16 protein-coding genes are annotated in these 21,448 nt (G+C 70.4%); 8 read left to right on the forward strand and 8 right to left on the reverse strand.

Annotation, left to right across the window (positions count from 1 at the left end):
• The first annotated feature begins 13 nt into the window (after positions 1-13).
• Genes ACZ6YV_RS14465 through ACZ6YV_RS14475 form a run of 3 tightly spaced genes read left to right on the forward strand, consistent with a single transcriptional unit; the run spans position 14 to position 5,275 of the window.
• On the forward strand, positions 14-2,428 hold the full coding sequence (locus ACZ6YV_RS14465; RefSeq protein ID WP_465510020.1) for a condensation domain-containing protein: 2,415 nt from the start codon (positions 14-16) through the stop codon (positions 2,426-2,428).
• A 13-nt stretch (positions 2,429-2,441) separates the two neighbouring features.
• Positions 2,442-3,734 (forward strand): MFS transporter, encoded by a 1,293-nt coding sequence (locus ACZ6YV_RS14470; protein ID WP_465510021.1) that lies wholly within the window; start codon positions 2,442-2,444, stop codon positions 3,732-3,734.
• Entirely contained in the window at positions 3,731-5,275 is a 1,545-nt protein-coding gene (locus ACZ6YV_RS14475) for an amino acid adenylation domain-containing protein (protein WP_465510022.1), read from the forward strand. The genes ACZ6YV_RS14470 and ACZ6YV_RS14475 overlap by 4 nt, the downstream gene beginning before the upstream one ends.
• On the opposite strand, the gene ACZ6YV_RS14480 is transcribed toward ACZ6YV_RS14475, so the two are convergent.
• The 3 genes from ACZ6YV_RS14480 to ACZ6YV_RS14490 are packed head-to-tail and all read right to left on the reverse strand — an operon-like array spanning position 5,272 to position 10,228.
• On the reverse strand, positions 5,272-6,360 hold the full coding sequence (locus tag ACZ6YV_RS14480; RefSeq protein ID WP_465510023.1) for an acyl carrier protein: 1,089 nt from the start codon (positions 6,358-6,360) through the stop codon (positions 5,272-5,274). The two genes, ACZ6YV_RS14475 and ACZ6YV_RS14480, sit on opposite strands and share 4 nt — an antisense overlap.
• Complete coding sequence (locus ACZ6YV_RS14485) at positions 6,357-7,088, reverse strand: alpha/beta fold hydrolase (RefSeq protein WP_465510024.1); 732 nt, start codon at positions 7,086-7,088, stop codon at positions 6,357-6,359. The genes ACZ6YV_RS14480 and ACZ6YV_RS14485 overlap by 4 nt, the downstream gene beginning before the upstream one ends.
• Positions 7,085-10,228 carry a non-ribosomal peptide synthetase gene (locus tag ACZ6YV_RS14490; protein ID WP_465510025.1) on the reverse strand — a complete coding sequence of 1,048 codons (3,144 nt, stop codon included), beginning with the start codon at positions 10,226-10,228 and terminating at the stop codon, positions 7,085-7,087. Before ACZ6YV_RS14490 ends, ACZ6YV_RS14485 begins: the two co-directional genes overlap by 4 nt.
• A gap of 131 nt (positions 10,229-10,359) precedes the next feature.
• Here ACZ6YV_RS14490 and proB point away from each other — a divergent pair, with 131 nt between their 5' ends.
• From proB to ACZ6YV_RS14510, 4 genes are read left to right on the forward strand one after another with little or no spacing between them, the layout of a single operon-like run.
• Complete coding sequence (gene proB / locus ACZ6YV_RS14495; RefSeq protein WP_465510026.1) at positions 10,360-11,472, forward strand: glutamate 5-kinase; 1,113 nt, start codon at positions 10,360-10,362, stop codon at positions 11,470-11,472.
• Positions 11,463-12,713 (forward strand): glutamate-5-semialdehyde dehydrogenase, encoded by a 1,251-nt coding sequence (locus tag ACZ6YV_RS14500; protein WP_465510027.1) that lies wholly within the window; start codon positions 11,463-11,465, stop codon positions 12,711-12,713. Before proB ends, ACZ6YV_RS14500 begins: the two co-directional genes overlap by 10 nt.
• A gap of 17 nt (positions 12,714-12,730) precedes the next feature.
• Positions 12,731-13,990, forward strand: coding sequence for a pyridoxal phosphate-dependent aminotransferase (locus tag ACZ6YV_RS14505; RefSeq protein WP_465510028.1), 1,260 nt, complete (start codon positions 12,731-12,733; stop codon positions 13,988-13,990).
• Positions 13,987-16,032, forward strand: a complete 2,046-nt coding sequence (locus ACZ6YV_RS14510) for an MDR family MFS transporter (protein ID WP_465510029.1) — start codon at positions 13,987-13,989, stop codon at positions 16,030-16,032. Before ACZ6YV_RS14505 ends, ACZ6YV_RS14510 begins: the two co-directional genes overlap by 4 nt.
• Before the next feature lie 13 nt (positions 16,033-16,045).
• Here ACZ6YV_RS14510 and ACZ6YV_RS14515 read toward each other — a convergent pair whose 3' ends face one another.
• Genes ACZ6YV_RS14515 through ACZ6YV_RS14530 form a run of 4 tightly spaced genes read right to left on the reverse strand, consistent with a single transcriptional unit; the run spans position 16,046 to position 19,813 of the window.
• Entirely contained in the window at positions 16,046-16,558 is a 513-nt protein-coding gene (locus ACZ6YV_RS14515) for a tetratricopeptide repeat protein (protein WP_465510030.1), read from the reverse strand.
• 50 nt (positions 16,559-16,608) lie between these two features.
• Positions 16,609-17,961, reverse strand: coding sequence for a M20/M25/M40 family metallo-hydrolase (locus tag ACZ6YV_RS14520; protein WP_465510031.1), 1,353 nt, complete (start codon positions 17,959-17,961; stop codon positions 16,609-16,611).
• Positions 17,958-18,398 (reverse strand): hypothetical protein, encoded by a 441-nt coding sequence (locus ACZ6YV_RS14525; RefSeq protein ID WP_465510032.1) that lies wholly within the window; start codon positions 18,396-18,398, stop codon positions 17,958-17,960. Before ACZ6YV_RS14525 ends, ACZ6YV_RS14520 begins: the two co-directional genes overlap by 4 nt.
• Positions 18,395-19,813, reverse strand: coding sequence for an APC family permease (locus ACZ6YV_RS14530; protein ID WP_465510033.1), 1,419 nt, complete (start codon positions 19,811-19,813; stop codon positions 18,395-18,397). Before ACZ6YV_RS14530 ends, ACZ6YV_RS14525 begins: the two co-directional genes overlap by 4 nt.
• Positions 19,814-20,082: 269 nt before the next feature.
• On the opposite strand from ACZ6YV_RS14530, the gene ACZ6YV_RS14535 reads away from it, so the two are divergent.
• Positions 20,083-20,529, forward strand: coding sequence for a DUF6069 family protein (locus ACZ6YV_RS14535; RefSeq protein WP_465510034.1), 447 nt, complete (start codon positions 20,083-20,085; stop codon positions 20,527-20,529).
• Between the two features lie 178 nt (positions 20,530-20,707).
• On the opposite strand, the gene ACZ6YV_RS14540 is transcribed toward ACZ6YV_RS14535, so the two are convergent.
• Complete coding sequence (locus ACZ6YV_RS14540) at positions 20,708-21,391, reverse strand: GOLPH3/VPS74 family protein (protein WP_465510035.1); 684 nt, start codon at positions 21,389-21,391, stop codon at positions 20,708-20,710.
• Between the last annotated feature and the right edge of the window lie 57 nt (positions 21,392-21,448).

Here is a 21,448-nt window from a genome sequence, read left to right on the forward strand (position 1 = left end):
AAAGGAATTCCCGTTGAACGCTCCCGTCGCGACGGACACCGGCATGATCCCGGCGAGTGCCCTCATGGAAATGCTGTGGTGGATCCACCAGAGGGCCAGGAACAAGTCCGTCTACAACCAGACCTGGCCGCTGAAGGCCGACCGTCCGCTGGACTTCGACGCCCTGCGGGTCGCCTGGCAGGCCGTCGTGGACCGGTACGAGGCGATGCGCGCGAGCCTGCACCACCGTGACGGCGCGATCATGGTGTCCGTCGTGGACCACGTCGAGGTCGAGCCGCAATGGATCGAGATCGACGATCCCGGTTCCACACCGGTGGAACCCCTGCTCAGGTCGATCGCGGGGGAGATCCAGGAGCGTCCGCTCGCGCTGGACGTCGCCCCGGCGGCCCGGCTGGTGGCGGTGACCGTCGGCGATCAGCACGAGCTGCTGGTCACCGTCCACCACGCCCTCGTCGACGGGTGGGGGATGCAACTGCTGATGGACGACTTCGCCACGGCCTACGAGGCGGCGGTGGCGGGCGAGGACCCGGTGTTCCCCACGGAGCCGGTCTCGTTCCGGGAGCACATCCTCTCCTCGAACGCCGCCCGCACCGACGGCCGCTGGGACGCGAGCCTGAAGTACTGGCGCGAGAAGCTCGACGGCGCGGTGACCACGACCCTGGTCGCCGACAGGCACACCTACACCGGGACCGGCAACAAGGGCGGGATGGTGCGGTTCGTCTTCAGCCGGGAGGCCGTCGACGGCATCGGCTCGCTCGCGAAGCGGTACTTCACGACACCGTTCAGCGTGCTGTTCGCCGCGCTGCAGACGGTCCTCGCCCGCGGTGGCGCCGGACCGGAGGTGTGCACGGGCCTGGTCAGCGCCAACCGCATGACACCGCAGGACCAGGCGCTCGTCGGGTATCTGGCCAACGTCCTGGTCACCAGGACCGTCGTCGAGGACGGGGACTCGTTCGGCATGGTGGTCGAGCGGGTCCGCGACGGCATGTGGGACAGCCTCGCCCACCAGACTGTGCCGTTCTCGCTGGTGTACGGCGCGCTCACCGAATCGGCGCAGGCCCGGTTGCGGGACGCGATCCCGATCCTGGTGACCTGGTACGGATCGATCGGTGTCGGGCTGCGGCTCGGCGACGTCGCGCTGAGGCTGCAGCGCGCGCCGAACCGGGCGGCCCGCACCGACCTCGGCTTCGGGGTGTTCGACTTCGACGGCGAGTACATCGTCGAGTCCGAGTACAACGTCGGCCGGTTCGACCATTCGACGGCGCAGCGCCTGTTCCAGGACATCGACCGGATCCTCGCGGAGGGCGGCATCGACCCGGAACTGCCGGTGGGCACCATCGAGGTCCGGTCGAGGACAGCGCCCGCCTATCTGGAGCACACCATCACCACGGCGGATCTGGACACCACGGAGATGCCGGAGTCCGCGGCGCTCGACCAGGTCCGCCGGGTCTGGACGGAGGTGCTCGGCACTCCGCAGACGGGGGCGGACGAGGACTTCTTCGCCACCGGCGGCCGATCGCTCAAGGTCGTCCAGCTCGCGTCGGCCATCGAGGCGGAAAGCGGGGTGACGCTGGACATCACGAGGTGGCTCACCGAGCCGACCCCGCGGCGAGCGGCCGAGCAGCTCGCCGGCGACGCCGAGGCCGACGACGGCAGCACGCTGGTCACCCTCCGGGACGGCGACGGTCCGCATCTGCATCTACTGCCCGGCGCGGGCGGCACCGTGCGGGACTACGACGAGCTGGTGGCCGGACTGCCGCCCGGCTGGCGCGTCACGGCGTCGCAGGAACGCACCCCGCTGGACTCGATACCGGCGATGGCGGCCCGGTTCCGCGCCGATCTCGATGCCGAGGGACTGCGTCCCGACCTCCTCGGCGGCTGGTCGATGGGCGGGCAGATCGCGTTCGAGATGGCGGCCACGGGCCAGGGCGCCCCGCCGCCGGTGATGCTGCTCGACTCGACGCCCCCGGTCCGGCACGACATACCCCGCGAGGTGCGGGACGCCGTGGTGTACCAGGTCTTCGCCGAGAACATGGCCGCGACGTTCGGCGTGACCCTCGACGGCACGCCCGCCCGGACCACGCCCGGCGATCCCGAGCTGAGCATGCGGGTGCTGGCGGCACGGCTGGCCACGGCGAGCGGGCAGCCGGTTTCGGTGGCGATGCTCCTCGAACGGTGGGCGACGTTCAACCGGCACACCGACGCTGTCGGCTCGTACGTCAACGAACGGCCGCTTGAGGCTTCCGCGCTGCTCGTCCGGGCGGAGTTGACCGAGCAGCAGGTCGACCAGTGGACGGCGCAGTTCACCGAACCGCCGCGTTTGGTCCGGGTCGAGAGCGATCACTACGGCGTCCTCCGGGCCCCGGTGGTCACGGAAATCGCCCGCGCCGTCGACAGGCTCCGCGTCACCGCGACGCGCTCGACGTGATCTTGGAGGTGCTGTGTCCGAACGACCCTCGCCCGTTCCCGCCCTCGCGACAGCCGGGACCCCGCCGTCGCCGCGGCGCAACGAATGGCTGCTGATCTCGTTCACCGGAACGACCAACACCGCGGACGCGGTGATGCGGGTGGCGCTTCCGTTGCTGGCCACCACCGTCACCGGCTCCCCGGCGTTGATCGCGGCGGTGGCGATCATGCTGACGCTTCCGTGGCTGATCACCGCACTGCACATCGGCGTGCTGGTGGACCGCAAGAACCGGCGGTCGCTGATGGTAGGGGCCGAGTTCGCGCGCATGGCCGCGATGGCGGTGATGCTGCTCGCGGTCGCGGCGGACGTCGTGAACCTGCCGCTGATCTTCGGCGTGGCACTGGTGCTCGGCGTCGCGGAGGTGGTCGCGCAGCTGTCCGCGATGTCGATCATCCCGACGGTGACGCCGAAGAGCCGCTGGCAGTCGCTGAACGCGCGGCTGACCGCGACCGAGTACGTCACGTTCAGTTTCCTCGGCGCGCCGATCGGCGGGTTCCTCGTCGCCGCCGGATTCGCCGTGGCGCTGGGCACGAGCGGGGCGGTGTACCTGTTCGGCGCGTTGCTGCTGACCCTGCTGGCCGGCGACTTCACGGTGAAGCCGGGCAAGGAGCGACGGCCGGCGAGGGTGGAGATCCGCGAAGGCCTGACTTTCCTGTGGCGCCATAGGTTGCTGCGGACGATGTCCGCGCTGATCACGGTCATGGCCGGGTGCTGGGCGGCCTGGTACGCGCTCATCCCGGCGTACGCGGTCGGCGGGCCGCTCGGCCTCTCTCCCGCGCAGTACGGGTTCCTGCTGACCAGCCTCGGTGCCGGAGGTGTGCTCGGCACGGTGCTGGTCGGCCCGGTCAACCGGCTGATCGGCAGGCGATGGGCGATGTTCGTCGACATCGTCGGCACGGTGCTGATGGTCGGGGTGCCCGCGGTGGTACCCGGTACGCCGTCCAGTGTCTGGCCGGTCGGCGTCGCCGCGTTCTTCGCGGGCGTCGGCGGCACGATGTGGACGGTGAACTCCCGGGTGATCAGCCAGTCGCTGGTGCCCAATGAGCTGCTGGGCCGGTTCAGCGCGGCGAGCAGGCTGCTCTCCTGGGGCATGCTCCCGGTGGCCGCGGCGCTCGCGGGCGGTCTCGCCCAGCTGTTCGGCTTCCAGGTCGCGTTCGGCTGCTTCGCGATCGTCTGCCTGCTGATGATCTACCCGTTCCTGCGGGTGATCACCGCGGAGGCGGTCGCGGAGGCCGACGCCCCGGCCGGGGAAAGCAGCGCGAAGTGATCGATCCACAAGGGACGATGTACGGCTGGTTCCTCGACACCGTGCGGAGAAGCCCCGGCGCGACGGCGATCGACGTGTGTGACGACATGCTGAGTTACGGCGAGCTGCGGCTGCTCACCGACCGGCTGGCCGCCGGGCTGGTGCGGGCCGCGGGCAGGCGTCCGCACGCGGTCGGCCTGCTGGCCTCGCGCAGCCTCGCCACCTACGCCGGTTACCTCGCGGCGCTGCGGCTCGGTGCGGTCGTCGTCCCGCTCAACCCGAAGTTCCCGGCGAGCCGCAACCGGGCCATGTGTGTGGCGGCCGGCGTCGACGTGGTGGTGGCCGACGACTCCGGCGCGGCCGTCGCGGCGGAGGTCGTGGACGGCACCGGCGCCGTCGCGCTGCCGCTGCTCGGTGCCTGGCGAGAACGCCTGCCCGAGCCGTGGAATCCGCCCTACGACGGCGATCCCGACGCCGTGGCCTACCTGCTGTTCACCTCCGGCTCGACCGGAACGCCCAAGGGGGTGCCGATCCGGCACCGCAATCTGGCCGGTTATCTGGCGCACTGCGTCGAGCGCTACGCCGTCACGCCCGGATGCCGGCTTTCCCAGACCTTCGACCTGACCTTCGACCCGTCGGTGTTCGACCTGTTCGTCTCGTGGAGCACCGGCGCGACCCTGGTGGTGCCCTCCGACGCGGAGGTGCTCACCCCGGCGGCGTTCGTCGCCGGCAAGCGGATCACCCACTGGTACTCGGTCCCGTCCGTGGTGTCGCTCGCCGGACGGCTGCGCGGGCTGCGCCCCGGTGTGATGCCGGAGCTGCGCTGGAGCGTCTTCGCCGGCGAACAGCTCACCGTGGATCAGGCTCGGGCCTGGGCCGCCGCCGCACCGAACAGTGTGGTGGAGAACGCCTACGGCCCGACCGAGCTCACCGTCACGGTCACGGCGTATCGGCTGCCCGCCGATCCCGGGTCATGGCCGGACACCTCCAACGGCACCGTGCCGATCGGACGGCCGCACGACGCGCTCGACGCGGTGCTGGTCACCGAGGACGGCCGCGCGGGTGAGGACGGCGAGCTGTGCGTGCGCGGCGGCCAGCGCTTCGACGGCTACCTCGACCCGGCCGACGACCGCGGCCGGTTCCTTCGCGGCGAAACGTCTTTCGTCGTCGCCGAGGGCTCGCCGCGGAGGGACGACTGGTACCGCACCGGCGACCGGGTCCGCCGGGAAAACGGCGAACTCGTCCACATCGGACGGTTGGACGACCAGGTCAAGATCCGCGGCTACCGCATCGAACTCGGCGAGATCGAGGCGGTGCTGCGCGCACATCCGGGGGTGCGGGACGCCGTGGTGATCGCCGCGCCCGCACCGGGCGGGCGGACCGTGTTGCACGCCCTCTACACCGGCGAGCCGGTCGACACGGCCGAACTGACCGCCGTTGTCGCCCACCGGCTCCCGGAGTACATGGTCCCGAGCACCTTGCACCACGTCGACGCCTTCCCGGTCAACGCGAGCGGCAAGATCGACCGCCGCCGCCTCGCCGAGGAAGTGGGAGAGGACTAAACGCGGGAGGCGAAGATCGCGCACAGCGAGTCGATGTCCTGCAGCGCCTGGGGAGCCAGGTCGCCGTCCTGGAGAACCACTGCCAGCCGGGCCTCGGCCCGCTCGATGATCTCCACCAGCCCGAAGGAGTTGTAGCCGGGGAGTTCGCGCAGGGTGGTGGCGGCGCGAACGGTGGGCTCGTCGACCCGCAGCACCTCCTGGATCGCGGCGAGTACGGCGTGGCGGGCCGCGAGCCGCGCGGCGATGGCGACGTCCTCGTGGAGCAGACGGCCGAGGTCGTCCAGCACGGCCGCGGTGGGGGCGCCGGTACGGGAACGTCGCCAGGCCACAAAGCTCTTCGAAGCCAGCGTGAGCCAGGCTCGGGCCTGTTCGTCGATCTCGGGGCTCGGCCGGTCGTGCCGGGCGAGCCAGGAGCCGTGCAGCAGACGGGACCGGCCGAGCAGCCAGATGTCGAGCACCAGACCCTCGCCGTGATCCGCCGAAAGGTAGGCGTCGATGGCAGGGACGGCGTCGGCCATGGCCCGCGCGTTCGCGGCGAGGATGTCCGGCGGGGGAGCGACAGGTTCGGCGTCGAACCGCAGCACGGTGGCCGTGGGCGGCAGGGCGTCCAGTTCGGCGGGGGAGAGCCGCCAGACGCCCGGACGGCACGGGCCCCACGGGGTCTCGTCGTGATAGGCGTCCACCACGGTGTCCGATGTGGACAGAAGGAACGTGTGCTCGGTGTGACGGCGGCCGGCGTACGGCGTCCAAGTCAGGTCGTGCGCGTCGGCGATCACGTACAGCGGCCCGGCTTCGGCGGCCAGCGCCCGCAACCGGGCGCCGTCGACGCCGTCCCAGCGCCGCGTCACCCGCAGCCCCAGCAACTCCTGCGCGGCGGCCAGCCGGTACGGCAGCGAGGCGGCCACCCGCGGTCCCGGTTCGAGATCGAACCGCAGCGGCGCGCCGAGCGACAGGTGCGCGCCCGCCCCGCCGTGCCTGTCGGCCAGCACGGCGAGGTTGGCCTGGACGCAGTCCAGCGCGTCCGCGCGCACCGTCTCCAGCAGCGGCGACCAGAGCCGGTCGTAGGTCTCGGCAGGCGAAGTCACCGCGAGCCCTGCTCCCGGCCGAGGAACGCGCCGATCTCGCCGGTGAGCCGGTCCAGATGCGCCGGGTCGAACACCTCGTAGTGCCCGGCGTCCAGCGTCGCCGTCTTCAGGTCCGGCGCCAGTTCGCTCCACCGCCGCAGCGCGACGTCGCGGCCGGAGATGCCGTCGTCGGCGTCCGCGCACATCAGCAGCAGCGCCCGGCCGGGATACTCGCGATCGGCGGCGTATCCGGCGAGCGCGCGCACCTGCGCGCGGAAGGTCCGCTCCACCCGGGCGACGGTGTGCTCGTCCGGCCGGGGCCCGAGGCCCGCCACGATGAGCTTCCTGATCCGCTCGTCCGCGTCGGCCGTGGCGTGCCGGGGCAACGGTGAACTGTCCACGATCACCAGATCCGGGCGTCTGCCCCGGTCGGCCAGCCGAACACAGACCTCCCAGCCGATCGTGCCGCCCAGCGACCAGCCGAACACCAGGTCGGGGGAGCGGTCGCCGAGCGCCGACAGCGCGGAGTCGGCCATCGCCGCGATGCTGTCCTCCACCGTGTCCCCGGGCACCAGCCCGGCCGCGCGCACGGCGTAGACGCTGTAGGACCGGCCGAGGTAGGAGGCCAGCCGCAAGTACGGGTTCAGCCCGCCGCCCGCGCCGGGCAGCATCACGCACACCGGCCGGTCCTTGCGGCGTACCAGGGTGATCAGCCGGCTCGGCGGCTCTTCGCGTACCGGCTCGTTCATTGCCGGACCAGCGCTGCCAGCGTCGCCACGGTCGGCGAGCGGAAGAATTCGACCAGCTGCACGGCCACCCCGTACCGCTCCTGAACCTGGCCCACGACGGTGAAGATGTTCAGCGAATGCGCGCCGTACTCCAGCACCGGGCGGTCCCGCTCGACCTGGGGTACGCCGAGCACCTCGGCCCAGATCCCGGCCAGCTCCCGTTCCAGGTCGTCGGCGTACTCGGCGGCAGGGGCGGGAGTGGCGGCACGGTGGGCGCTCAGCTGTTCGGCCAGCGTCACCAGCGCCGCGCGGTCGGTCTTGCCGCTGCGGGAAGTCGGCACCGATTCGATGTCGATGATCTCCGCGGGCGCCATGTAAGACGGCAGCCGCTCGGTGAGGGCGGTCCGGACCCGCTCGTGGTCGGGTGTGCCGCCGGGCTCCGGCAGCAGGAACAGCAGCGGCCGCCGGTCGATCCCGTCACCCCGCACCGCGGCCACCGCCTGCCGGACGTCCGGCAGCCCGGTCGCCACGGCCTCCAGTTCGCCGAGTTCCACCCGGTAGCCCCGGATCTTCACCTGGGTGTCGTTCCTGCCGAGGAAGATCAGCGCGCCGTGCTCGTCCCGCACCACGTGATCGCCGGTGTGGTAGAGCTTTTCGCCCGGGGTGAACCGGTCGGGCAGGAACCGTTCCCCGGTGCGGTCCGGATCGTTGACGTAGCCCGCCGCGGGTGCGCGGCCCCCGAGCAGCAGCTCACCGGGAACGCCCGCCGGCGCGAGATGGCCGGTGTCGTCGACCACGTACGCGGTCACGTTCGGCAGTGGCAGACCGATCGGGACATGCCGCGACCACGGTGGGTCGCCCGCGGTCAGCCGCCAGGTGGTCGCCGCGTTGGTCTCGGTCGGCCCGTAGTGGTTGACCAGTGTGCACTGTGGATGGTCGGTGAAGAACGCGCGGATCTCGTCGTCCACCAGCAACTGCTCGCCCGAAACGCACAGGTGCCGCAACGACGGCAGGTGGGTTCGCCGGGCCCGCGCCGAGAGGACGAACGGGCGCAGCGCCGCCACCGGCAGGTACAGATGCGTCACCGCGGTGTCGGCGACCCGGCGTACCAGCTCGGGGAAGTCGCGCCGGTCGGCCGGTTCCCGGGACACCACGGTCGCGCCCGCCAGCAGCGTGGGCAGGATCTCCTGGAACGACACGTCGAAACCGGCGGGAGCGTACTGCAGGAAACGGCTGTCCCCGGTCATGTCCAGCGCGGAGATCTGCCAGGCGGCGAGGTTGAGCAACGGCCGGTGTCCCATGAGCACGCCCTTGGGCAGGCCGGTCGAGCCGGAAGTGAACATCACGTACACCGGGGACTCCGCCGTCGCCGCCACTGCTGTGTCCACATCGGACTCGAAGGCGGCGGCCGGTGCCACTTCGACGCCGTGCAGCGTGACACCGGAGCCGATCACGACCCGGCAGCGGGACTGCCGCACCATGTACGACAGCCGGTCCGCGGGCAGGCTCGACTCCAGCGGCAGGTAGGTCGCGCCGCGCCGCAGGATCGCCAGTATCGACACGACGGTCTCGGTGAGGGAGTCCAGCCGCAGCCCGACGACGTCGCCAGTGCCGACCCCTCGGGCGGCGAGTCCGGAAGCGATACGTCCGGCGGTACGGGAAAGCTCGGCGTAGGTGAGCGTCCGGCCGGGCTCGGTGACGGCGACAGCGTCCGGTGTCCGGCGCGCTGTCTCGGCGAACCACTCGTAGAGAGTCGGTGCCGGAACCCGCGCGGGATAGCCGTCGTGGCGACGGCTCGCCACGGCCGAAGCGTCGTCGAACAACTCGGCGAGGGTCAGCGAGCCGTCGGCCACCGCCCGGCGCAGGGCCGTCCGCATCGAGTTCACCAGCCCGTCGGCGACCGCGGGCGGGATCAGCGCGCTGTCGTACTCCAGTTCGAGCAGCCACCGGCCGTCGACAGGCGTGGCACCCAGCCAGAGGTCGAACTTCGCGGTGCCGTTGCCCGGCTCGTACGCGCCGACCACGGCGCCGGTACCGGTCGCCGGGTCGAACGTGTCCTGCATGGCCAGCATGCAGGAGAACAGGGGGTTGCGGTCGCTCGGCCGGTCCGGCTGCACCTGCGCCACCAGCCGGTTGAACGGGACGTCCACCGCGGACCGGCAGTGGTCCACCGCGGCGCGGACGGTCTTGTCGAGGTGCTCGTCGACGGTGCGCGTCCAGTCCACGTCGACCGTGACCGGGAGCGTGTTCACGAAGAACCCGCACAGGTCGTACGAGCCGATGGTGCGCCGCGCGGTGAACGGGCTGCCGATCAGCACCCGGGACACCCCGCCGTGCCGGGCGAGCACCGTGCCGTACACCGCGGACAGCACCACGAACGGGCTGACGCCGAGCCGTTTGCAGGTGGCCTGGAACCGCTCGGTCTCGATCTCGTCGAGGGTCCAGGAGAGCCGCTGCCCGGCGAACTCCGTCTGGTGTGGACGGTCAGGTCGCGGGTACAGCACGAGTGGCGGGACTTCGCGCAGGCTCTCGGCCCAGGCGGTGACCTGCCCGGCCGTGCGCGGTGAGCCCGAGGCCCGGTTCTGGGCGTTGAGTTCCTTGCCCAGCGCGGCTTCCCGGCCCGCTCGCAGCGTCTCCACGTCCACCGGCCCGGCGAGGGCCCGGTCCAGGTCACGCACGATCGGCCCCATGGACACGCCGTCGCCGACCAGATGGTGCCCGCAGATCATGATCGCCGCGGCAGTGTCGTCGGTGGCGCGCACGAAGCCGAACCGGTACACCGGTCCCGTCGTCAGGTCGAACGGCGCACGGCCGATTTCCCGGCCCAGCGCGGCAACCGTGGCGGCGTACTCGGCGGGCGGCACGGAGATCGACTCGAGCGGGAGTTCGTCCGCGGTGGGCGGGGGCCGCAGCACGGCGTGCATTTCCGGCTGCAGCCGGAAGACCTGGCGCAGCGCGGGCTGGACGGTGAGGAGGGTGATCAGCGCCCGGGTCACCGTGTCGGCCAGCGGGGCCGCGCATTGGGCCGGATCGAGGTCGAACTGGATGACCTGGTTGTAGATCTGCTTCGTCGGCACCAGGCTGTCCACCACCAGCAGGCCCTTTTGGGACTCGGTGAGGGGAAGCGTCGCCGTGTCGGCCGGCTGGAGTTCGGCTGTCATGCCGAGAGCGTCGCCGGGCCCGATGTACCGCCGATGTTCCCGGGATGCAAGCGTGCTGTGACGCGGGCGGAACACCGGCGGCGTATCGCGAGCACATCGGCGGTACATCGCCGGCGGTGAGCATCTGCCGCATGTCGACCAACAGCTTGCCCGTCACCGCGACGCCCGCCGACGACCTGGCGTCGCAGGGTGGCCGGGTGGTGCTCAAGATAGGCACGTCCTCGCTGATCACCGGCGGCAGGCTGGACGCGGTCAAGCTCGACAGGCTGTGCGAGACCGTCCACAGAGGACTTATCGCGGGCCTGCGCCCGGTACTGCTCGCGTCCGGGGCCATCGCGATCGGCCGCGACCTGCATCCCGCGCTGGCCGTGGACGATCCGGTGGCGCTGCAGGTGGCCGCCGCGCTCGGCCAGTCGCGGTTGTACTCGGCCATCCAGGCCGCGTTCGCCGAGCGCGGCGTGCAGACCGGCCAGCTCCTGCTCACCCCGCCCGACCTGGTCGAAGAGAGCCGGGGCGGCGGCGTCCGGCACACCCTGCACACCATGCTGGCGCTGGGCATGGTCCCGGTGGTCAACGAGAACGACGCGCTCGGCGTGCGCAACAACGACGTCCTCGCCGCGCTGCTCGGCGGCTGTCTCCAGGCCGAGCTGCTGCTGTTGCTGACCAACGTGCCCGGTCTCTACGACAGCAACCCGAAACTGGCCCCCGGCGCCCGGCACATCGAAGAGGTGCCGGTGCTGACGGCCGAGACCGAGCGCCAGGCGAGTGGCTCGATCGGCGACGGCGGCACCGGCGGCATGCTGACGAAGCTCGGCGCGTGCTGGATCGCCACGTTCAGCGGGGTACGCACGGTCATCGCGGAGAGCGCGGACCCCGACGTGCTGGTCGCCGCGCACTGCGGCCGTCCGGCGGGAACGGTGTTCCCTCCGCGCGCGGTCACCGGCGCGACGCCCGGCATCGGAACGCTCTGGCGCGCCTTCCGGACCCCGCCGGTCGGGGAACTGCACTGCACCCCGGACGGCGGGGAGGTTGTCGCGCGGGGCGAAACCGTGTGCCACCGGCACATCGCCTCGGTCCACGGCGTCCTCACACCCGGTGACGTGATCGACCTCTGTGACCAGCACGGGCGGCCACTCGCCCGTGGCCCGCTGAGCCGCGCCGTCGAGCCCGGCTGCCCGCCGACCACACCCGTGGTCGCCGCGGGCGACTACGTACAGATCAGGGAGGACCTGCCATGTCGGTGACCGACGTCTGCCGCACCGCGGCCGAGGCCTGGAGCGGGGTCAAAGGGCTGACCACCGCGCGGAAGAACGCGCTGCTGCTGGACATGGCGGCGGCGATCGAGGAGAACCGGGCGGAGATCATCCTGGCCAATGACGCGGACGTCGCCGCCGCCCGGGAGAACGGCGTCTCGGCCACGCTGGTCGATCGGCTGACCCTGACCGAGCGGCGGATGAGCGGCCTGGTCTCGGCCATCCGGGCCATCGCCGACCTGCCCGACCCGGTCGGCCAGGTGGTCGAGGGCTGGACCAGGCCCAACGGCCTGCTGATCGAGCGCGTCCGCGAGCCGATCGGGGTGGTCGCGGTGATCTACGAGGCCCGGCCCAACGTCACCGCCGAAGTCGCCGCGCTCTGCCTGAAGTCGGGCAACTGCGCGGTCCTGCGCGGCTCTTCGATGGCCATGGCGACGAACAAGGCGGTCATGGCGGCGCTGGACAGCGCGATCGCCCGGCATGACGCGGTGCCTGCGGGCGCCGTCCGGCTGATCACCGATCCGTCACGCGACGCAGCCCAGGAACTGATGCGTGCCAAGGAGTTCGTCGATCTGCTGGTGCCGCGCGGCGGTCCGGAGCTGATCGAATCCGTCGAACGCCACGCCACCGTGCCGACAGTGATCGACGGCGCCGGCAACTGCCACGTCTACATCGACCACTCGGCCGATCTGGAGATGGCCACGGCGGTCACGGTCAACGCCAAGACCTCCCGGCCCAGCGTGTGCAACGCCATGGAAACCCTGCTGGTGCACGAGGAACTGGCCCGGGACTGGCTGCCCGGCGTACTCGACGAGCTGGCGTCCGCGGGCGTGGAGATCCGCGGTGACGCGACCGTCCGCGAAGTCTGGCCCAAGGCTGTCGCCGCGCAAGAAGCGGACTGGGGTACCGAGTACCTCGACCTGGTGCTGGCCGTGCGGGTGGTGCCGGACGTGGGCGCGGCGATCGCGCACATCGACCGCTGGGGCACCTCCAACGCCGAGGCGATCGTCGCGCGGGACATCGACGTGGCCCGCCGGTTCGCCCGCGAGGTCGACTCCGGCAGCGTGTTCGTCAACACCTCGACCCGCTACTCCGACGGCGGCGAGTTCGGCTACGGCGTCGAGATCGGCGTGTCCACGCAGAAACTGCACATCCGCGGTCCGATCGGGCTGACCGCGCTGACCACCGTGAAGAACGTCGTCTGGGGCACCGGACAGACGAGAGTCGTGTAGAGGAGCCGGGGAGTCCCATGACCACCGTCCGAACCCCATCGCCGCTCCGGCCTTCGTCCCTTGTGGACGGTGCGGCGCAGGCGCTGTCCATCAAGTACAACAACCTGGTCTACGAGCTGAGCGCGGCCGGGCAGGACATCATCACGCTCTCGCTCGGCGAGGCGTTCTTCGACCTGCCGATGCCGCGGTTCGACGACCTGGCCGGGCACGGACTGCACCACTACTCGCATTCCCGCGGGCTGCCGGAACTGCGGCAGCGGCTGGCCAGGTACTGGGCCGACTTCGACGTCCCGGTCGACCCCGACACCGAGATCGTCGTCACCGCCGGCTCCAAGGTGGCGATCTACATGGCGCTGCTCGCGATCCTCGAGCCGGGCGACGAAGTGATCATCCCGGAGCCGTTCTGGCTGAGCTATCCCGAGCAGGTGCGGCTCTGCCGCGGCGTCCCGGTGCTGGTGCCGCACGACGTGAGCGTGTTCGACCTCGGCCGCTACGTCACGCCGCGCACCAGGGCCGTCGTGATCAACAACCCGAACAACCCGTCCGGCCGGGTGCACACCGACGCCGAACTGGAGTTCGTGCACGACCTGGCCGACGCACGGGGCCTGGTGGTGATCGCCGACGAGGCGTACCACGAGTTCGTGCCGCCGGAGACCCCGTTCCGGGCCTGCGGCTCGTTCGACCCGGAGCTGCGGCACACCGTCACGGTCAACTCGATGTCCAAGAACTACGGGGTTTCCGGCTGGCGGGTCGGCTACCTCATCGCGCACCGCGACCTGATCGATCAGGTGCTGAAGATCAACCAGCACCTGATCACCTGCGCGCCGACGATCCTGTCCTGGTACCTCGCCGAACACTTCGACGACATCCTGGCGATCACCCGTCCGCAGATCCGCCGGGTCGTGGAACTGCGCCGCGAGGTCGCGGGCCAGCTCGCCGACATCGGCATCGAGACCCTGCCGGGCTCGGCGACGTTCTACCTGTTCGCCTCGCTCGGCGGGTCCACTTTGGACTCAGAGGAGTTCGCCACCCGGCTGCTGCGGGAAAGCGCGGTCAGCGTGGTGGCCGGGATCGCCTACGGTGAGTCGTGCGACCGGCACATCCGGATCTCCGTCGGCACCGAGTCGCCGTACCGGGTGGCCAGGGGTATCGCCGCGATCCGGAATCTGATCGACGCCACGACCTGGGCGGGAACCACCGGATCGGGTGATCATCGAAGTGCGCCACACCCGGCGCCTGTCTTACGTTGTGTGCCTGACGTGAGGGAGACTCGATGACCACGACCGCCGAGGTCAGCAGGCCGGACGTCGCCCCGCCGGTGCTGAGCCGCAAACGCCGGAACGCGGTGTTCGCGGCGGTCATGCTCGGGATGCTGCTCGCCGCGCTGGACCAGACGATCGTGGGCACCGCGCTGCCGACGATCGTCGGGGATCTCGGCGGGGCCGGGCACCTGTCGTGGGTGATCACGTCCTACCTGCTGGCCGAGACGATCATGACCGTCGTCGTCGGCAAACTCGGCGACCTGTTCGGCCGCAAGCTCATGTTCCAGCTGTCGGTGATCGTGTTCACGGTGGGCTCGTTCTTCTGCGGGTTCGCCGACGACATGATCTGGCTGATCGTGGCCCGCGCGGTCCAGGGGCTGGGCGCGGGCGGGCTGATGGTCACCGCGACCGCGCTCGTGGCCGACGTCGTGCCCCTGCGTGAGCGGGGCAAGTACCAGGGCATCCTCGGTTCGGTCTTCGGCGTCGTCACGGTGCTCGGCCCGATGCTGGGCGGGCTGTTCGTGGACCACCTGTCGTGGCGGTGGGCCTTCTACGTCAACGTCCCGATCGCGGTCGTCGTGCTGATCGTGGCGGCGAGCGCGATGCCGAGCGTGAAGGCCGCCGCGAAACCGGTGATCGACTACCTGGGCATCCTGCTGATCGGGCTCGCCGCGACCGGGCTGACACTGGTCACCAGCTGGGGAGGCACGCAGTACGCGTGGGATTCGCCGACCATCATCGGGATGGCGATCGGCTCGGTGATCCTGCTGGTGCTGTTCGTCATCGCGGAGAAGCACGCGAAAGAACCGACGCTGCCGATGCGGCTGTTCCGGAATCCGGTCTTCACGGTCTCGGCGATTCTGAGTTTCGTCGTCGGCTTCGCGATGCTCGGAGCTTTGTCGTATCTGCCGACGTACCTGCAGTACGTCCACGGCATCTCGGCGACCAGCTCGGGTGTGCGGATGCTGCCCATGGTGATCGCGCTGCTGGTGGCCGGCATCTTCGCGGGCAACGTCGTCGGCAAGACGGGGCGGTACAAGATCTTCCCGATCGCCGGCGGGGTCGGGCTGACGCTCGGGCTGTACCTGCTCTCGCGCCTGACCCCGACGAGCGGGTTCTGGGAGATGTCCCTCTACTTCGCCGTCCTCGGCCTGGGAATCGGCTTGAGCATGCAGGTACTGGTCATCGTCGTGCAGAACACCGCCGACTACCGCGACCTGGGCGTGGCGACCTCCGGCGTGACCTTCCTCCGGTCCCTGGGTTCCTCTTTCGGCGCGGCCATCTTCGGCACGATCTACGCCAACCAGCTGGCGCCGAACATGGCCGCGGCGACCGCGGAACACCCGCTCCCGCCCGGAATCGACCCGAGAGCAGTGCAGGTCCCGAACGCGCTCCACGCCCTGCCGGATTCCGTTTCGGCGCCCTATGTCCAGGCGTACAGCGATTCCCTGCACACGGTGTTCCTCTATGCCGCACCGGTCGGGCTCGTCGCGTTGGTGCTGGCCTTCTTCCTCAAGGAGGTTCCGCTGCGGGACACCTCGCGAGCGGCCGCGCCGGACCTCGGCGAGGGCTTCGCGATGCCGGAGTCGGGCAACGGAGACCAGGACCTCGAGCGCGCTGTCGGCCGGTTGCTGGCGCGTGACGGAAAGGCGGCGTCCGCGGGAGTCCTCGCGAAGTCCGGATGCGAGCTCGACACCGGTGGACTGTGGTGCCTGGGGCAGGTCCGGCTGCGGGAACGGCGAAACAAACCCACCTCCCTTTCGGCGATCGGGGATCGCTACGGCATCCCGCCCGGGGTGTTCGAAGCCGCCTTCGCGCGCCTCGAGTTCACCGGGCACCTGGCCTTCCAATCCGGCGAATGGGCGACCACGGAAGCGGGGCGCGCCGAACTCGAAAAGCTCATCCGGGCGTGGAAGGCCTGGCTGGCCGAGCGATTGGGAGACTGGGGCCTGGAAGGTCACGACGAACTCGACGCGGCACTCGGCCGGGTCGCGAACCGCATCCTGGACCAGGCCGCCGAGGACCAGCCGAGCGGGAAGCACGCTGCCGTCGTCTGAGCGGAGCTGCGGCTTACCCCTCGACGGCTCCCCGTATCTTTCGCAGGCTGAGCCGGCAACCTTTCGTGATCGGGTGCTGCCTGCCGAGGGCCTGTTCGCACAGCTCCAGGGTGGAGCGTTGTTCTCGTTCGGCGGTTTCCCGCTGACCGAGGTGATAGAGCAGCACGCCGTGATTCACGCGGCGTCCGAGGGTGGCCGGGTCGTGCTCGCCGAGAGCGACCACCGAAGCCTCGACCAACCCCCGCTGCCTGCGCACCGCCTCGCGCATGTTGCCTGATTCGAGCAGGAGATTGGCCAGCAGGCGCTGGCCGAACAAGGTCTCCGCGTCGGTCGGGCCGAGAGCGCGGGCGCAGTCGTCCGTGGCGGCGCGGAGCTCGCGTTCCGCCTCCGGCAGCCTGCCGGCGCGTTGCAGGGCGAAACCGAGCAGGTTCCGGGCTTTCAACGTCTCCCGATGATCGGCACCGAGCCGGCTCGTGGTGAGCGCTATGGCCGCTCGGCGGGCTGGAATCGAATCGGCTTCCGACATACTGCCTCCCCTGGCGTCGAAACGTCCTCCCGATCGAAGGTACCCACATCTCAGGCCGGGGTGCCGTAGTCGCGCAGGAACAGCGCTTCGGTCAGCGCCATGGCCGAGATCTCCTGCGGTGCCACGCTTTCGTTGGGCGCGTGGATGAGCGCCTGCGGTTCCTCGACGCCGATGAGCAGGATTTCGGCGTCGGGGTAGGTCTCGGCGAAGACGGTGCACAAGGGGATCGAACCGCCTTGGCCGAGCCTGCTCATCGGGTGGCCGTACGCGGTCTGCATGGCGTCGGCCATCGCCCGGTAGGCGGGGCCGTCGGTGCCGGGGCGGAAGGGGCGTCCGCTCGCCTCGACCTCCGTCGAGAGCTTCACGCCCTTGGGCGTCGCGGCGTGGAGGTGCTCTGTCAGCGCGTGTGCCGCCTCGTGCGGCTCGACGCCGGGCGGGATCCGCAGGTTCAGCCGGGCCCGGACGCATGGCGTGATGGCCGCGGCGGAGCCCAGGACCGGCGGGCAGTCGATACCGAGCACCGTGAGCGTCGAGCGCGCCCACAGCATGTCCGCGACCCCGGCGCCGCCGAGCAGCGGCGTGCCGGGGGCGATCCCGGCGTCGGCGCGGAACTGGTCCGCCGGATACGGGGCTCCGGGCCAGAGACCGTCGTTGGGCAGCCCGTGAACGGTGGTGTCGCCCTCGTCGTCACGCAGGGTGGCCAGCACGGACACGAGCGCGGCCAGCGCGTCCGGGGCCGGGCCGCCGAACATGCCGGAGTGCAGCGCCGACGGCAGCGCCTCGACGGTGACGACCACGTTGACCATGCCGCGCAGGCTGACCGTGACGGCGGGCCGCCCGACCGCGACGTTCCCGGTGTCGCACACCAGGATCGTGTCAGCCCGCAGGAGATCGGCGTTCTCGGGGACGAAGGCCTCCAGCCCGCCGGTTCCCTGCTCTTCGGAGCCTTCGACGACCAGTTTGAGGTTGACGGGCAGGTCGTCGCCGAGCGCACGAAGGGCGGTGAGGTGCATCAGGATGTTGCCCTTGCAGTCGGCGGCGCCGCGCCCGTACCAGCGTCCGTCCACTTCGGTCAGATGGAACGGCGGCGTCCGCCACGCGTCGTCCTTCAACGGCGGCTGGACGTCGTAGTGCGCGTAGAGCAGCACTGTCGGCGCGTCGTCCCGGCCGCACGGCCGGGAACCGATCACGGCCTGGCTGCCGTCCGGGGTGTCGGCGAGCCTGGTGTCGGTGAATCCCGCCTCGGTGAAGGCATCGGCCACCCAGGTGGCGGCACGATGGCACTCCTCGGGCGGGAACTGCCGGGGGTCCGCGACAGAGCGCATCGCGACGAGCTCTGTGAGTTCTTCGTGCGCCTGCGGCATGAGTTCGCTTACCCGATCACGGAGATCCATCTCCCTCATCCTCCCGTCACGTCGGTGAAGCCTTGCTGCTTCACGTATTCCTGGAATGCAGCCAGTTTTCCGGGGCAGTAGACCTCGATGACGAGCATCTGCCCGCGGACCAAGGCGCCCACGGGGAGTACCGGGCGAGTACCGGGCCCACCGCCGGAGAGCCCGCTTTCGCTTGTCGCACGGAGGAATGCCGCGTCCGGGTCGGCGCAGATCGAGCCGCCGTCCTTGCCGAGGAGCCGGACGAGCTGGTCCCTCGACGGTGTGCGGGCGCCTACCTGGACGAGCCGCGCGATGAGCACGTCGGCCTTCGCTTCGGCCTCGGCGTTCGAACGAGCGGAGTGGTACAGCAGGTATCCGGCGAGCAGCAGTACGCCCAGCGCGATACCCACCACGACGTACACGGTCTTCCGCTGCCGGCGTGTCGATCGTTCGTCCACAGTGGTCACGACGCACCCGCCTCCGATCCTTCCGGCAGACGCCAAGACGGTTTGCGCAGGCGGTAGAACAGGAACGGCACGAGCAGGCCGAGGCCGAGCGCGCCGCCGGCGACGATCCCGAAGTACAGCCACGGATTGCCGGAACCGAATTGCGAGGGCGGGATGAACCCCACCAGCAGCGCGGCCAGCGAAGCGCAGAACCCCACCCCGCACAGGCCGAGCAGCATCGGCGCGCGGTATCCGCGCGGGTGGTCGGGGTACTTGCGCCGCAACCGCACCGCCGCGACGAACATCAGCAGGTACATGATCAGGTACACCTGGGTGGTGATCACCGAGAAGATCCAGTACGCGCTCGACACGTCCGGGATGAACGCGTAGAGCAGGGCGATGAGCGTCGTGACCCCGCCCTGGACGACCAGGATGTTCCGCTGCACGCCCTGTTTGTTGAGCCGCTGCAGGAAAGGCGGCAGGTAGCCCTCTTGCCGGGAGATCAGCAGCAGCCCCTTCGACGGGCCCGCGAGCCAGGTCAGCATCCCGCCCAGGGACGCGAGGACGAGCATGATGCCGATCAGCGGGGTCAGCCACTGGATCCCGAAGTTGGCGAAGACGGCGTCGAACGCCTGCATCACCCCGGCGGTGAGCGACAGCTGGTCGGCCGGGATGACCCAGCTGATCGCCAGCGCGGGCAGGATGAAGATGAGCAGTACGAGTCCCATCGCCACGAACATCGCCCGCGGGAACTCCTTGCCCGGCTTGCGCAGCGAGGAAACGTGCACCGCGTTCATCTCCATGCCCGAATAGGACAGGAAGTTGTTCACGATCAGCACCAGGCTGGCCAGTCCCGCCCACGCGGGGAGCAGCTCACCAGCCGACATCGGCGCGGCGGACGGGTGTCCCTGCCCGAGGAACACGAGGCCGAGGACCACCAGCAGTATCCCGGGGATGAGCGTTCCGATGACGAGCCCGCCGCCAGCGAGCCCGGCCACGCCCTTCGTGCCGCGCGAGGAGATCCAGACCCCCGACCAGTACGTCACGACGATGACCGCCGCCGTCCACAATCCGCTGTCGGCGAGGCTCGGATCGAACACGTACGCGAGCGTGCTCGCGACGTACCCGAGCAGGCTGGGGTAGTAGAAGATCGTCATCGCGAACTGGCACCAGACAGCCAGGAAGCCCATCGGTTTGGAGATCCCGAGCGCCACCCAGTTGTAGACCCCGCCGGACCAGCCCGAGGCCAGTTCGGCCGAGACGAGCGAGGTCGGCAGCAGGAACACGATCGCCGGTACGACATAAAGGAAAACGGCCGCGAGCCCGTAGACGGCCATCGTCGGGGACGGGCGCAGGCTCGCGACCGAACTGGTCGTCATGAGCGCGAGCGCGATCCAGGAGATCCACGCGGCGGGCGGCACGGTGCGGGCGCTCACGATGCGCTCCCGCCCGGTTCGGACAGCGGTCTGTTCGTGGTCGTCATGGTTCGTCGGCCTCCTCGAACTCACCTCGGTGTGCGCTCGATCGTGGTCCGCGCCGGGCCCGGCCGGGTCACCCGTTGCGGGCGAGACCGGCCAGGGGGCGCATCACCGTGACGACGTGCTTCGGCCGCTCGCCTCACCCGGATCGGGGGAGTGCGGCCGCGGTCCACCGTGTTTCTGTGACGGCAAGGCGTTCCGGCCGGCGGGAGAGCGTGGAGGGGATCATGACGGGAGAAGCGCGGCACCGTTTCGTGGTGGGCAGGCTCTGGGCGGGCGGCGGCGCGACGGCGCTGGTCGCGGCCCTGGCGGCGATCGTGGTCATCCTCGTCGCGAGTGGATTGTTCGGTGTGCCCGTGCTGGTCCCGACCGGGGAAGGCGCGTGGGGCGGCATCAGCGCCGCGGCCTACGCGGTGAGCGCCGCGGCCGCCGCGCTGGCCGCGACCGGGTTGCTGCATCTCCTCTTGCTCGGGACGCCGCGCGCCAAGTCGTTCTTCGTGACGATCATGCTGCTGCTCACGGCGATCACCGTGATCATCCCGCTGAGTATCGACGCCGATCGGGGCGCCCGGATCGCGACGGCCGCCGGGAATCTGTTCCTGGGCGTGCTGATCGCCGGCACGTTGTCAGGCGTTCTCCACTCCGCGATCCGGGCGGCTCGGCTGGTTCGCTGAGCTATTGAGGGGTAAGGCAAACCTGGCGTGTTTGTGGACGGTGTCGGGTGACTCTGTGCGACACCGGGCCTGTGGCGTCGACTGTGTGGATTTTGGTGCGTTGGATGACCAGAAATCCACACAGTCCTGTCGTGATCGGACCGGACACGTCGACCCGACACCTTTGCCTTACTCCTCACTACGTCGCGATGGTGGTGACCGTGACCGCCACGACAGCGGTGGACACCGCGATCGCCGCGGCCGTGCGGACCACGGCTGCGTTGACGGCCTCGGCACCCCAATTGCCGTTTTCGATTTCCTTCGCGCGCTTGTAGACCTTCGCCGACCACGCGAGGGTCGGCCGGAGCGCGGGCAGAGCACCGCTCGCGGACAGCAGGGCGGTCACGGCGGCGGTGCGCGGGTCGGGAGTCTTGTCCTCCACCAGCACGGCGCGGATCTCGTCCCGGAGCGCCGCCTCGTGCCGCGTGTCGGCCGCGGGCAGGCGGGTCACGGGGAACAGGCCGAGCACTCGCTTCTTCTCGCGCCGGATGAGGCCGCGTTCGACGAGCCTGTCGGTCAGTGTGTTCCAGAGGTCGCCGCCGATCGCGAGCAGCAGTGGCTGCACGCGCTGGCTCTTCTCGGCGATCTTGTCGTACGCGGCCTGAAGCACCGGGTCGGGCAGGGGGCCGTCGCCCACCGCGATGATTTCGGGACCGTTCAACGCGGAGGATTCTCCCGTCTCGACCCTGCCGAGCAGCGCGAGTTCGGCGAGCACGGCGCCGCCGAGGGTGTACGGCAGCGTGCCGGCCGCCGCGGGTGTCCCGGTCTCGTCGTCGAGCAGCAGCAAGAGCAGGTCCTCGACGATCAGGAGGTCGTTCTGCACTGTTCTCCCCGTTCTCCACCTGTCCACGGAGGTGCGGACGCCCTCCGATGTTCTTAC

This window comes from Amycolatopsis sp. NPDC102522 (genome assembly GCF_055584485.1).

Coding starts and splice junctions, on each gene's coding strand:
- ACZ6YV_RS14520 (WP_465510031.1), bottom strand. CDS start 17,961: ATGAGGGAGATGGATCTCCGTGATCGGGTAAGCGAACTCATGCCGCAG.
- ACZ6YV_RS14505 (WP_465510028.1), top strand. CDS start 12,731: ATGACCACCGTCCGAACCCCATCGCCGCTCCGGCCTTCGTCCCTTGTG.
- ACZ6YV_RS14510 (WP_465510029.1), top strand. CDS start 13,987: ATGACCACGACCGCCGAGGTCAGCAGGCCGGACGTCGCCCCGCCGGTG.
- proB (WP_465510026.1), top strand. CDS start 10,360: ATGTCGACCAACAGCTTGCCCGTCACCGCGACGCCCGCCGACGACCTG.
- ACZ6YV_RS14515 (WP_465510030.1), bottom strand. CDS start 16,558: ATGTCGGAAGCCGATTCGATTCCAGCCCGCCGAGCGGCCATAGCGCTC.
- ACZ6YV_RS14500 (WP_465510027.1), top strand. CDS start 11,463: ATGTCGGTGACCGACGTCTGCCGCACCGCGGCCGAGGCCTGGAGCGGG.
- ACZ6YV_RS14535 (WP_465510034.1), top strand. CDS start 20,083: ATGACGGGAGAAGCGCGGCACCGTTTCGTGGTGGGCAGGCTCTGGGCG.
- ACZ6YV_RS14485 (WP_465510024.1), bottom strand. CDS start 7,088: ATGAACGAGCCGGTACGCGAAGAGCCGCCGAGCCGGCTGATCACCCTG.
- ACZ6YV_RS14490 (WP_465510025.1), bottom strand. CDS start 10,228: ATGACAGCCGAACTCCAGCCGGCCGACACGGCGACGCTTCCCCTCACC.